This window comes from Bifidobacterium sp. ESL0798, assembly GCF_029395415.1.
Taxonomy (GTDB): domain Bacteria; phylum Actinomycetota; class Actinomycetes; order Actinomycetales; family Bifidobacteriaceae; genus Bifidobacterium.
Window position 1 is genome coordinate 664,296 of the sequence record NZ_CP113914.1, and the last position, 12,595, is coordinate 676,890.

Sequence of the window (12,595 nt, forward strand, 5' to 3'; positions counted from 1 at the left end):
ATATTCCCAGTCGTCTACACATGGGGCGGGGTAGGATTGAAGATCATGAAAGAACGTGGACAAAAGGCCGACGGTGCCGAAAGCCAGAAGATAGATTTTGCGTCGGTGTTCCCGCAGAAGGGTGATTCCCGCAGGCCTCCGGATTGGTGGGGGCGTGCCCTGCTGTATACCGCGATAGCGGTGTTCGTCTGTATCTTCCTCTTCAGGTCCTGGAGCAAGGTCGCGTTCATCGTCCTCGACATCGTCATTTCGGTTTTTGTGGCGCTCGCCATGGAACCCTTGGTCGTCCGCCTCGTGCGTCACGGATGGAAACGAGGGGCCGCAGCAGCCGTATGCCTGGTGGGCCTTATCGTTATCGTGCTTGCCTTGTTGGGGCTGTTCGGCAACATGTTCGTCGTGCAGATGATCTCGATGCTCAGGGGCATTCCCGATCTCTACGCACAGGCGCAGCATCTTGTGGCCCAATATACCGATTTCAAGCTTCCGAAGATATCCAATTTGGGCAGTGAGATCGCCAAGAATGTGCAGACCTCATGGGTCACCGATTTCGCCGGGCAGGCATTGAGCACCACCATGGGTGTGTTCAGCGCACTGCTCAACGTGCTGACTATTGTGATGGTCACCTATTATGTCTCCGCCGCCGGCCCCAAGATGCGCAGGAGCCTTTGCCAGTGGCTGGGCCCTGTGGCGCAGCGTCGCTTTCTGCTGGCTTGGACCATCGTGCAGGACCAGATTTCCGGTTTCCTTTTCTCACGTACGATTCTCGCCGCGTTCAACGCCTTCTTCACTTCGATATTCCTGATGGCCATCAAGGTGCCCAACTGGCTGCCGTTGGCCCTGTTCTGCGGCATCGTCTCGCAGTTCGTGCCGACCATCGGCACCTATATCGGCGGCGCGCTGCCGGTGATCTTCGCCTGGTCCTCGCGCGGCTTCTTCTACGGGGTGGCCGTGGTCGTTTTCATCATCATCTACCAGCAGATCGAGAACCTCATCATCTCTCCCAAGGTCTCGCAGCGCACGATGGACCTGAATCCAGCCATCGCCTTCTTGTCGGTATTGGTCCTGGGGGCGGTGTTCGGCGCGCTCGGCGCGTTCCTCGCCCTGCCCATCACCGCCAGCCTGCAGGCCCTGTTCAAGGTGTATACCAAGCGCTACGAGCTGGTGGAGTCCCCGCTGATGAGCGACCCGCAGCCGGTCAAGAAATCCAAGGTCGTCGCCGGGGCCGAGGCGTTCAACGAGCATGTGGTGCAACCGGTCGCCGAGCATATGCCGCGTGCCGCCAAAGGCTCGAGCGCACGTGTTCCCGTCGACGACAGCCTGCGCAACCTGCGCGACGAGGTCTATCGCATCTCGGCCGAGTCCAATGCCAGATCAACCGGCCACGACCTCGACGAGTCCGAGACCATCGCCATCCCCAAGGGGGTGCTTTCCGGCTCTGGGAACGCCACACGCAAGCCGCTCAAGGGCGGCGATTTGGACGGTTCCGGCGATTTCGACACTCAGGAGCTGCGGCAGGAGGCGGCCAAAGACGCCCGCGATGCAAAAGGCGGGGACCCTGTGACGAAAGGCAAGGGGGCTACCTCGGGTAGAGTGGTCACAGGCAACATGGAAGAAGAAAAGACGGATAACCCGAGAAGCAGGTGGCGCTGAAATGGTATTGCTTAATATCCTTGATATCCTGATGTTTATTTTGGGTGCTGTGAGTCTTGGCTACCAAGCGATCTGCATTGTCGCTTCATTGTTCCATCACCGTATCACGTTTCCCGAAGCCCCGATGGACAAGCGTTATGCCGTGCTGATTTCGGCACGCAACGAGGAAAACGTCATCCCGAATCTCATCGATTCCATCAGGGCGCAGACCTACCCCTCGCGTCTTGTCGATATCTGGCTGGTCGCTGACAACTGTACCGACAAAACCGCCGATGTGGTGCGCTCGATGGGATGCAAGGTCGTCGAACGCCATGATCTGCAACAGGTCGGGAAAGGATATGCGCTGACCTATCTGCTCAATGCGATGATCGATAAGGGCGTGGCCAACGACTATGACGCTTTCTTCGTTTTCGACGCTGACAACAAGCTCGACAAGCACTATCTTGAGGAGATGAACAAGGCCTTCCAATCAGGCTTCAAGATACTGACCAGCTACCGCAACTCCACCAACCTTTCCGACAATTGGGTCTCTTCCGGTTCCGCGTTGTGGTTCATCCGTGAATCCCGGTTCCTCAACAACTCCCGTATGGTTTTCGGCTCCAGTTGCCACGTCGGCGGCACCGGATTCATGTTCTCGCGCGAGGTGATGCAGCGCAACAACGGCTGGAAGTTCCATCTGTTGACTGAAGACCTCGAATTCACGATGGATTCCGTGCTGCACGGCGACCGCATCGGCTATTGCGGCACCGCCATCCTCTACGACGAACAGCCTGATTCGTTTATGCAAAGCTGGCGGCAGAGGCTTCGTTGGAGCAAAGGCTTCCTGCAGGTGTTCCGCTATTACGGTCCTCAGCTGATCAAGCGTGCGGTGCGCGAACGCGATTTCTCAGCAGTCGATTTCACCATGCTGATCTGCCCGTTTATGGTGCTCAGCGTCCTGCGCGTGGTGCTCGGTTTGCTTTTCGCCGCATTCGGTTTCGTCCCATGGTCAAGCCAACTCGGTTCGTTGTCCGGATGGCTGACAGGCGCAGGTACGGGCCTCTTGGGCATGATGCTTCTGGCAGCGCTCACGGTGTTTGCCGAACGCGGCCAGATCGGTGCCACCAACAAGGAGCTTCTGGCCTATGTGCTGAGCTTCCCCATCTACATGGCCAGCTACGTGCCGATTTCCTTCCAGGCCATTTTCTCGAAGGCGCAATGGAAGCCCATTGCGCACAAAGGCTAGATCAACTTTGTGAGGCATAGGGGAGCGGTTGACAGTGAATACAGCGGGATCATCGTATTGCGGTCATGGGGCGCACGCACGCAAGGTGAATCATGCGGCACGCAATCGTGCGTGGCGCATCGTCGTCTCCACATTGGTGACCCTGCTGCTTGCCGCAGGCTATTTCATGGCCGATATCAACGGGATGATGCCCGGTCCGCTGACGATACTTCCTGCAGGGAAAACGACGCCTGCCCTTGCGGGTTCGATTCACGCCGCCGGATCCGTTGCGGACTCGGCGGATATGGACAAGCCGATCGACAAAAACGCGACGGAGGCGGTGGTCAACGCCTTTGCCGCAACCCCCGGTCTGGGAGCTGATTTTTCGCTTGCCATTGCCGACGCCGACGGCAAAATCGTCGATTCACGCGCTCCGGACACACCCCGTGAGCCGGCTTCGACCATGAAGACCCTGACCGCCCTGGCTGTTTCTTCGACGCTTGATATGGGCTCGACTTTCCATACCAATGCCTTGCTCGAACCTGCGGCCGGCGCCACAGGGGAAGCGACGCTGACACTCAAATCGGACGGGGATATGCTGCTCGGCGCAGGGGCGAGCGATCCCAACCATATCAACGGCAGGGCCGGCCTTGCCACCCTTGCCGAGAACACCGCGGCGCAGCTGAAGAAAAGGAACATCAGCCAGGTTCGCCTCAACTACGACGACACGCTTTTCGGCGCCGTTCGTTCCCCGGCCGCCGTCGCTTCCAACAACGTCGGCAATACCAATTTCACCGGCATCTCCTCGTTGGCCATCGACGGAGGACGGCAATGGAAAGGCGTGGAACACGATCCGGATCTCTATAGCGCTTACCCGGAAATGTCCACCACGCCGGCGCATGATGCGGCGACGGTGTTCGGCTCCCTGCTCGCCCAACGAGGCATCGGCGTGGACGGCGATGCAGCCGCCGGAAAAGCCGCGGCAAACGCCAAACGTATCGCAACGGTCTCTTCGGCGACGCTGGCCGAGGTGATGGCTTTCACGCTGCGTCATTCCGACAACACTCTGATCGAAGAGTTCGGCAGGCTTCTGGCGCTCAAAACAGGCGAGGCCAACAGCCCGGTTGGTGCGACACAGGCGGTCAGGGCCAGACTGCGCAAGCTCGGCGTCGACACACCGAACCTCAAAATGGCCGATTGCTCTGGACTCTCGGAAGGCTCCGCGCTGGAGGTCAAAACTCTGGTCGAAGTGCAGAGCCACAACCTGAAAGCCGGTCCCGGAGCGGCGGCAGCCGAAGGATTGTCCATCCCCGGTTTGGTGGGCACTGCCAAGAACCGTCTTGCCGATTCGAGCGCTGCGGGGCTGATGCGTGTCAAAACCGGTTCCTTGGATCAGGTCACCTCCATGGCCGGCAATATTTCACGCAAGAACGGCGGGGTGCTCGCCTTCGCGGTCATCGTCAACCAACCGCAGGACTATCTGGCGGCCAGAAAAGCCGTGGACGCCTTCATCTCCGCGTTGGCCGGGCTGTAAGGGGCGAAAATTGGCATATTCGGCAACGATAAAAAAGGCTATCGGTTGCGTTCGCAACGCGCTTGCGGCAGCGGGAATCGAGCGGCAGGACCCACGCTTTGCCAAGCACGGCGAGCATGCCGCTCTTGCCGATGCCCCGACAATCCTGGTGGCATGCTCGGGCGGGCGGGACTCGATGGCGCTCGCGGCGATGAGCCACATCGTCTGCGGGATGTTGGGAATCCATTGTGCGGCCGTCATCGTCGACCACCAGCTTCAGGCCGGTTCCGGCCAAGTCGCGCACGTTGCGGCGTCGCGGTGCGAAGATCTGGGACTGGACCCAGTCATCGTGCGCGTCATCGATGTCAAAGGGACCGAAAACGGCAGAAGTGTCGAGGACGCCGCGCGACAGGCGCGCTACGAGGCCATCGGTAAAGCCGCACGCGATGTGGGTGCCACTGCGGTTTTGCTGGCCCACACCCGCGATGACCAGGCGGAGACGGTTCTGATGGATGTGCTGACCCGTTCCGCCGGCGTCGATGCGTTGGCGGGTATGCCGACAGCGTTCAGGCGTGACGGCATGCTCTTCCTCCGCCCCTTCCTTGGCCTTACCCGCGTCCAGACCACTGCTATCTGCCGTGAACTGAACCTGCCTTGGTGGGACGATCCGACCAATGGCGACAGTATCGCGGTGGACCGGCCCTTGCCGGCAAGCTATCCGTTGCGCTCTCGCGTGCGACATACCCTGATGCCTTATCTTTCGGACTTTTTCGACGGCGATGTCTCCGGTCATTTGGCCAAAGGGACGGTGATCGCTCGTGAAGATAGTGATTTTCTTGACATTTCGACTAACGATTTGTATCACAAGGCTGTACGTAGAAACAGCGACGAGGGTACAGCCATCATGCTTGTCAAGCCGCTTGGCGATGCCCATCCCGCGATTCGTCGCCGTGTCATCGCCCGCGTTCTCGCCGAACTGAACATAGGGTTGACTTTAGGACATGTGCTCTCGATAGAGGCGTTGATAACCGACTGGCACGGACAGGGCGATCTTTCACTTCCCAGAGGATATTCAGTCAATAGGCAGAAACACGTCATTCGCGTGTGTAAAAATGGTATCTATGCAAATTGCGGATGTACAGGATGAAATTGACCATGAACTCGTGTCAAAAGCACAGATCGAGCGCAAAATCAAAGAAGTGGCAGCGCAAGTGAGCAAAGACTACGCAGGCAAGGACCTCTTGCTTGTGGCCGTGCTCAAAGGTGCTGTGAACACGCTGGCCGCGTTCTCACAGGCGTTGAGCATCGACGCGCAGATGGATTTCATGAGCCTGTCCACCTACGGGGAAGGAACCCAAAGCAGCGGGAAAATCACCGTTCGCCAGGATTTGTCCTGTGACGTCAAAGGACGCAATATTCTGATCGTCGAAGACATCATCGATTCCGGTTTTACCCTTCATTGGTTGGTTCGCGAGCTCAAAGAGCGCGGAGCGGCGAGCGTTGAGGTGTTTGCGCTGCTGGAGAAACCATCCCGCCGTGAGGTCGAGGTGCCGCTGAAGTATAAGGGTTACGAAGTACCTGATGAATTCGTCGTCGGTTTCGGTCTTGACTATAACGAGCATTTCCGCAACCTTGATTCCATCGCAGTACTGAAGCCGTCTGTCTACCAAGGAGCAGCAGCATGAGCTATCCTCAGAATCCTCGCAACCCCATGGGGCCGATGGGCAACCCAAACGGATCGAACAACAATAACAACAATCCTTTCAACCCCTTCAACAGGGGCAACAATCCTGATAACGGCAACAAGAACAACAACCGCAACAACAATAAGGGCGATCGGAACCCCAACGACAAGCGTCCGCTCTGGCAGTCGCCGGTGCTGTGGATCGTGGTATTGGTGCTTTTGGTGTTCGCCGGTTTCGAGCTGTTCAATCTCAACGGCACACAGACCATCGATACCAAGGACGGCATGGAGCTGATCCAGCAGGGAAGTGCCAATCGTATCCAGATCATCGACAACAAGCAGATGGTCAAACTCAAACTCGACCAGAACTTCAACAAGATCGACCCGAACACCAGGTCCAACCATGATTACGGACGCGACGTCCAGTTCTATTACACCTTGGCCGAAGGTCCCGAGGTGCTGAAGGCCGTCAAGAAAGCCGACCCGAAGAACGGCTGGACATCGAACATGCAGTCCGATTCGATGATGGCATACCTGATTTCGACCCTGTTGCCGTTCGTGATTCTGCTGCTGCTGTGCTGGTGGCTGTTCAGCCGTATGAGCGGCGGTATGAACGGCATGCTCGGCATGGGTGGCAAGAAGGATAACGGCAAGCTTCTGGACGGCAAGACCCCGACCACCAAGTTCTCCGACGTGGCCGGCGAGGAAGCGGCCGTGGCCGAAGTCGAAGAGATCAAGGACTTTTTGAAGGATCCTTCAAAATACAAGGCGTTGGGCGCCCGCATTCCGCGTGGCGTGCTGCTCTATGGCCCTCCCGGAACCGGCAAGACCCTGCTGGCACGAGCCGTGGCAGGCGAGGCGGGCGTGCCGTTCTACTCCATGGCGGGTTCCGACTTCGTCGAGATGTTCGTCGGCCTCGGTGCCTCGCGTGTGCGTGACCTCTTCGACGAGGCCAAGAAGAACGCGCCGGCCATCATCTTCATCGATGAGATCGACGCCGTCGGCCGCAAGCGTGGATCGGGCATGAGCGGCGGACACGACGAACGCGAACAGACGCTGAACCAGCTGCTGGTCGAGATGGACGGTTTCGACAACGACACGAACCTCATCATCATCGCCGCCACCAACCGTCCGGACGTATTGGACGAGGCGTTGCTGCGTCCCGGCCGTTTCGACCGTCAGGTGGCCGTCGAAGCCCCGGATCTGGAAGGCCGCGAGGAAATTCTCAAGGTACACGCCAAGGGCAAGCCGTTCGTCCCCGATGTCGACCTGCATACCGTGGCCGTGCGTACTCCGGGCTTCACCGGCGCCGACCTGGCCAATGTCTTGAATGAGGCGGCGTTGCTGTGCGCCCGTGTGGGAGCCCAGCTGATCGACAATCGTGCCATCGACGAGGCCATCGACCGCGTCCAATCCGGTCCGAAACGCCAATCGCGTGGCATGGCCTTGGATGAGATGCGCAACACTGCCTACCACGAAGGTGGACACGCGTTGGTCGCCGCGGCTCTTCACCATACCGATCCGGTCACGAAGGTGACGATTCTGCCGCGAGGCCGTGCTTTGGGCTATACCGCCGTCATGCCTACCCAGGATCGCTATTCGCAGTCCCGCAACGAGCTCTTGGACCAGATCGCCTACGCCATGGGCGGACGCACCGCCGAGGAGATCGTCTTCCACGACCCGACCACCGGCGCCTCCAACGACATCGAGAAGGCGACGCAGATCGCCCGCAAGATGGTCATCGAATTCGGACTGTCCTCCAAGTTGGGAGCCGTCAAATGGGGCGATGCCGACCACGGCGAGGATTCCGCCAACAACTTCATCCACGATTACTCCGAGCGTACGCAGGATATCATCGACGAAGAAGTGCACGACATGCTTGAGACCGCACACACCGAGGCATGGAAGATCATCACCGCCAACCGCGATGTGCTCGATGAGCTGGTGCGTCAGCTGCTCGTCAAGGAAACCCTGAACGAGAAGGAGCTGAAGGTCATCTTCGCCAATCTGAAGATGTCTCCGGAACGCGGGCTTTGGCTTTCCGACGCGTCGCGCCCCGATTCCGATATCCCGCCGGTGCCGATTCCCGAATCGCTTAAGCGTTCCGTGGGCATGAAGGCAGAAGAGTCTGAGTGAGCTATGTCGAATCCGTTGATTGATGATTCGCAAGAGTCGAGGGGCGTGACAGCTGATGGCACGCCCCTCGGCGTAGGCGCGCGGCTTTCGCTTTCGTTCGATGAGACGACAAGCGAGGATGTCGCCGCCGGTGCCGAGGTGTGGCAGCGGGTGCTTCAGGCCGTTGCCGCCGGCAAGGTGCATGCGCAGGTCGTACTGAAATTCGATGATTCATTTGCTGCTCGCAACGATGATGGCAACGCTGCGGATTACGAGTCGGCAACGGGTCTTGCGTTCACCGATGTGCCGGTGACGATCGATAGAGGAGGCAACACCGACAGGCAGGGTGCGCAAACGTCCGGTTCGGCCGCAAGCGCCGCCCCCACCAAGGCTTCATTGGCCGGGGCTACGATAAGCGAGCAGCAGCGTCGGGACAAAGCGCAACAGGCACAGGCCCTGCAGCACGACCAAGCCGATGACGTCTATGCTGTACCGAGGCGCGCCATCATCGCCATGCGCAGCAAAACCGGCGACGCCGCCAAGCGGTTCCGTTCGGTCATCGTCTCGTTGGATGCCGTGCCGGGCAACCAGGTCGAAGGAATCTCGCCGCTCTATCACGTCATGGGCATCGACAGTGGCGACGCCAGTGCCGCCGTTATCCGGCTGACCACCAAACTGAAACCGCATGCCATCGTATCGTTGCTCGATTCCCTGTCGGTGTCACATGAAGGGGCCGTCACGCTGCGTCTGGTCGACGTCGAGGGTGAGGCCACAGGCGCGTTGGGTGCAGCCGGCAACGCGGATGGCAAGTCCTGTGCGGTCGGTGACGGTGTTATTGCCGGCGGCGCTGCCGAAGAGATGCCGGAGGATGCCGCCCCTGCCGTCGAGCTGCCGTTGGCTGCGGCTAAACAAGAGGCCGAGATCCTGGCGCCTTGGCTTGATATGGATCCCGATGCCCATCTTGACGGCGACCCGGTTTCCTTCCTGCTTGCCATGGCGCCCGATGCCGCACGTGTCGGTAAAGTCGACGACCGCTGGATCCTGGGAGAGACGCGATGAGTGCACGACGAACCCCCTGGTGGTATTACGTAATAGCGGCGTTGATCGGCCTGCTGTTCGGCGCGATATTGGTCAAATCCGATGAAATGAGCGGGCTTTCGCTGATTGGTGCTCCATGGTTCGTCGCTTTCATCCTGGTGCTGCTCGGCGCGGTGGTGCTGCTGTTGGCCTTGCAGGTTCACCAATACGCCATCACCGATCCCGCCAAGCGTAAAAGCTGGATCGATCCGACCAAAGCCGTCTACACGCTGGTGCTGTGCAAGGCGTTGGGCATCGCCGGTGCTGGGCTTGCCGGCTGGTATCTGGCTCAGGCGATGCTTGTCTTCGGCCATTGGGGCATCCCGTATTTCCAGAACGTGATCATCCAGTGCGTGGTGACTTGTTTCATCTGCATCGCCGATATGGTGGTGGGCATCGTCGGCGAATGGCTCTGCCAGCTGCCGCCGAGCGAAGGCGCGGAGAACCCGAAGATCAAGGCCGCCAAACGCCGCGAGCGCCAGCGCAAGCTCGCCGCCGGAGTCTAATCCTTCTGTTCCGGCACACGGATGGTGGCTTCCTGCGTCATCGCGGCGAGCATCCTGCCGTCGGCCGAATAGACCTTGGCGATGCCCAGTGCGCGGCCGTGACCGGCGACCGGGGCATCCTGGATGTAAAGGTGCCATTCGTTCATGTCGATGTTGTCGTAGAACCACATCGAGTGGTCGATCGAAGCGTAGAAAATGCCCGGCGTGGAAATGCTCAGACCTGCGCGGCGCAAGTCCGGCTCCATCATCACCTGGTCGCATTCCAGTGCCAGCAGTGCGCGATGAACATTGCGCGAGGCCGTGATCGGGCTGGCCATGCGCATCCAGACCATCTGTTTGCCGGAGTCCTTGTCGGCGCTCTGCGTATCTGGCTCGAGCATCACCGTCGAACCGATGTGGCGGATATCGAACGGCGATTGAGAGGCATAGTATTTGGCGAACCCGGACTTGTCGGTGTAGGGTTCCATCAGCTCTTTGGCGCTGGTCAACGTTTCCGGTGCAGGAAGGTTTTGGGGCATGCTGTCATTGAATTCGACGCCGGACTGGCCGGCTTTCTGCAGACTTACCGTGGCGGTGAACAGCAGCTGTTCACCCTGTTTGGCATCCACGCGGCGTGTGGAGAAGGAACGGCCGTCACGCAGCGATTCCACTTCGTAGCGGGTCTCTTCATCGAGCTTGCCGACCTTGATGAATGTGGCGTGGATGGAGTTGACGAGTTTGTCGTCATCGGCGGTATCGGCTGCGGCGATGATGGCCTGCGCGGTCATCTGGCCGCCGTAGATGCGTTCGGTGGGGTAGTAGAGGTTCGTGGCGTCATGGAAGACGGTGCGTCCGTCCCGCTCCTGTCCGGCTTCGAGTTCAAGCGCCTCAACCGCTTGCTGTGCCGGGTCGCCTGCCTTGACTTCCGCCATGTCACTCCTCATTTCCTGTTAAAAGTATCTTGGTCGAGTTTATCCGCGACGCCGAACTTTCCGGCCGGATTACGCCGTTATCTGAACCTGTTGGATTTTCATAGAGCTGTGATAAAAACAGTGCCCCGACCATAGAATCGGGGCACCGCCAATGTTTCTGTTATTCAGCTTAACGCGTCAGCTTGCGATGGATGCGGTGGGGGCGGGAGGCCTCCTCGCCCAAGCGCTTGACCTTGTCGTCCTGATACGCCTGGAAGTTGCCTTCGAACCAATGCCACTTGGCCGGATTGTCGTCATCGCCCTCCCACGCGAGGATATGCGTGGCGATGCGGTCGAGGAACCAGCGATCGTGGGAGATGACCACGGCGCAGCCCGGGAATTCGATCAGCGCGTTTTCCAGCGATTCCAACGTTTCGACATCAAGATCGTTGGTCGGCTCATCGAGCAGCAGCAGATTGCCGCCCTGCTTCAAGGTCAACGCGAGGTTCAGGCGGTTGCGTTCGCCGCCGGAAAGCATGCCGGTGAGCTTCTGCTGGTCGCTGCCCTTGAAGCCGAAGCTGGCGACGTAGGCGCGGGTCGGCACCTCGACGCCGGCGACTTCGATGAAGTCGTTGCCGTCCGAGACGGCCTCCCAGAGGTTCTTGTTGGGGTCGAGGCCCTCACGGTTCTGGTCGACATATGAGATCTTGACGGTATCGCCGATCGTCAGCTTGCCGCTGGTGAGCGGCTCCTTGCCGACGATGGTCTTGAACAGCGTGGACTTGCCGACGCCGTTGGGGCCGATGATGCCCACGATGCCGTTGCGCGGCAGGGTGAAGGAAAGGTCATCGATCAGCACGCGATCGCCGAAGGCCTTGTGAATATGCTCGGCCTCCAGCACCTGCGAGCCCAGACGCGGGCCGGCGGGGATGACGATCTCGGAGAAGTCGAGCTTCTTGGCGTTGCGCGCCTCGTTCTCCATCTCGTCGTAGCGTGCGAGCCTGGCCTTGTTCTTGGCCTGACGGGCCTTGGGGGAGCTCTTGACCCAGTCCAGCTCGTTTTTCAAGCGACGCGCGAGCTTGGCGTCCTTGGCGCCCTGGATCTCCATACGCTTTTCTTTGGTCTCCAGATAGGTGGAGTAGTTGCCCTTATAGGGGTAGAGGTGGCCGCGGTCGACCTCGCAGATCCACTCGGCCACGTTGTCCATGAAGTAGCGGTCGTGGGTCACGGCGATGACGGCGCCCTTGTAGGTGTGCAGGAACTGCTCCAGCCACAGGATCGACTCGGCGTCGAGGTGGTTGGTCGGCTCGTCCAAGAGCAGCAGGTCGGGAGCCTCGAGCAGCAGCTTGCACAGGGCCACGCGACGGCGCTCGCCGCCCGAGCAAACCTTCACGGGGGTGTCTGGGTCGGGGCACTGCAGAGCGTCCATCGCCTGCTCGAGCTGGGAGTCGATATCCCAGCCGTCGGCCGCGTCGATCTCTTCCTGCAGCTTGCCCATCTCGGCCATCAGCGCGTCGTAGTCGGCGTCCGGGTTGGCCATTTCCTCGCCGATTTGGTTGAAGCGGTCGACCTTGTCGGTGATCTCGCCGAAAGCGGCCTTGATGTTCTCGCCGACGGTCTTGGTGTCGTCCAGCGGCGGTTCCTGTTGCAGGATGCCAACGGAATAACCGGGGGTCAGCTTCGCTTCACCGTTCGAGACGGTCTCTTGACCTGCCATGATCTTCAAGAGGGTGGATTTGCCCATGCCGTTGGGGCCGACGACGCCGATTTTCGCGCCCGGCAAAAAGCTCAGGGTCACGTCGTCAAGGATCACACGGTCGCCATAGGCCTTGCGAGCATTGATCATCTGGAAAATAAACTCAGCCAAGTATTCGTTCCTTTGTTGTTAATGTGTGCTTTGTCTCATTGCGTTTCAACCATTCCGCCGGGTTTGACCAACCCGCGGATTCAAGCCAA

10 protein-coding genes are annotated in these 12,595 nt (G+C 59.5%); 8 read left to right on the forward strand and 2 right to left on the reverse strand.

Annotation, left to right across the window (positions count from 1 at the left end):
• Positions 1–45: 45 nt before the first annotated feature.
• Genes OZX74_RS02765 through OZX74_RS02800 form a run of 8 tightly spaced genes read left to right on the forward strand, consistent with a single transcriptional unit; the run spans position 46 to position 9,749 of the window.
• Positions 46–1,650 carry an AI-2E family transporter gene (locus OZX74_RS02765; RefSeq protein ID WP_277157030.1) on the forward strand — a complete coding sequence of 535 codons (1,605 nt, stop codon included), beginning with the start codon at positions 46–48 and terminating at the stop codon, positions 1,648–1,650.
• Between the two features lies 1 nt (position 1,651).
• Complete coding sequence (locus OZX74_RS02770) at positions 1,652–2,875, forward strand: glycosyltransferase (RefSeq protein ID WP_277157031.1); 1,224 nt, start codon at positions 1,652–1,654, stop codon at positions 2,873–2,875.
• Between the two features lie 34 nt (positions 2,876–2,909).
• The gene (locus OZX74_RS02775; protein ID WP_277157393.1) at positions 2,910–4,388 is read left to right on the forward strand and encodes a D-alanyl-D-alanine carboxypeptidase; all 1,479 of its coding nucleotides are present in this window, start codon (positions 2,910–2,912) and stop codon (positions 4,386–4,388) included.
• A 10-nt stretch (positions 4,389–4,398) separates the two neighbouring features.
• Positions 4,399–5,514: a tRNA lysidine(34) synthetase TilS gene (tilS, locus tag OZX74_RS02780; RefSeq protein WP_277157032.1), complete on the forward strand. Its 1,116-nt coding sequence runs from the start codon at positions 4,399–4,401 to the stop codon at positions 5,512–5,514.
• Positions 5,489–6,052 carry a hypoxanthine phosphoribosyltransferase gene (hpt, locus tag OZX74_RS02785; RefSeq protein WP_277157033.1) on the forward strand — a complete coding sequence of 188 codons (564 nt, stop codon included), beginning with the start codon at positions 5,489–5,491 and terminating at the stop codon, positions 6,050–6,052. Before tilS ends, hpt begins: the two co-directional genes overlap by 26 nt.
• A complete protein-coding gene (gene ftsH, locus OZX74_RS02790; RefSeq protein WP_277157034.1) occupies positions 6,049–8,187 on the forward strand; it encodes an ATP-dependent zinc metalloprotease FtsH in 2,139 nt (712 codons plus the stop codon). The genes hpt and ftsH overlap by 4 nt, the downstream gene beginning before the upstream one ends.
• Before the next feature lie 3 nt (positions 8,188–8,190).
• On the forward strand, positions 8,191–9,225 hold the full coding sequence (locus OZX74_RS02795; protein WP_277157035.1) for a hypothetical protein: 1,035 nt from the start codon (positions 8,191–8,193) through the stop codon (positions 9,223–9,225).
• Positions 9,222–9,749, forward strand: a complete 528-nt coding sequence (locus tag OZX74_RS02800) for a DUF3180 domain-containing protein (RefSeq protein WP_277157036.1) — start codon at positions 9,222–9,224, stop codon at positions 9,747–9,749. The genes OZX74_RS02795 and OZX74_RS02800 overlap by 4 nt, the downstream gene beginning before the upstream one ends.
• Here OZX74_RS02800 and OZX74_RS02805 read toward each other — a convergent pair.
• Complete coding sequence (locus tag OZX74_RS02805) at positions 9,746–10,660, reverse strand: acyl-CoA thioesterase domain-containing protein (RefSeq protein ID WP_277157037.1); 915 nt, start codon at positions 10,658–10,660, stop codon at positions 9,746–9,748. The two genes, OZX74_RS02800 and OZX74_RS02805, sit on opposite strands and share 4 nt — an antisense overlap.
• Before the next feature lie 169 nt (positions 10,661–10,829).
• Complete coding sequence (ettA, locus tag OZX74_RS02810; protein ID WP_277157038.1) at positions 10,830–12,506, reverse strand: energy-dependent translational throttle protein EttA; 1,677 nt, start codon at positions 12,504–12,506, stop codon at positions 10,830–10,832.
• Positions 12,507–12,595: the final 89 nt, after the last annotated feature.

Bases quoted from the DNA above. Each gene is read 5' to 3' on its own strand.
- OZX74_RS02795 (WP_277157035.1), top strand. From the start codon at position 8,191: ATGTCGAATCCGTTGATTGATGATTCGCAAGAGTCGAGGGGCGTGACA.
- OZX74_RS02805 (WP_277157037.1), bottom strand. From the start codon at position 10,660: ATGGCGGAAGTCAAGGCAGGCGACCCGGCACAGCAAGCGGTTGAGGCG.
- OZX74_RS02770 (WP_277157031.1), top strand. From the start codon at position 1,652: ATGGTATTGCTTAATATCCTTGATATCCTGATGTTTATTTTGGGTGCT.
- OZX74_RS02800 (WP_277157036.1), top strand. From the start codon at position 9,222: ATGAGTGCACGACGAACCCCCTGGTGGTATTACGTAATAGCGGCGTTG.
- OZX74_RS02765 (WP_277157030.1), top strand. From the start codon at position 46: ATGAAAGAACGTGGACAAAAGGCCGACGGTGCCGAAAGCCAGAAGATA.
- hpt (WP_277157033.1), top strand. From the start codon at position 5,489: ATGCAAATTGCGGATGTACAGGATGAAATTGACCATGAACTCGTGTCA.
- ftsH (WP_277157034.1), top strand. From the start codon at position 6,049: ATGAGCTATCCTCAGAATCCTCGCAACCCCATGGGGCCGATGGGCAAC.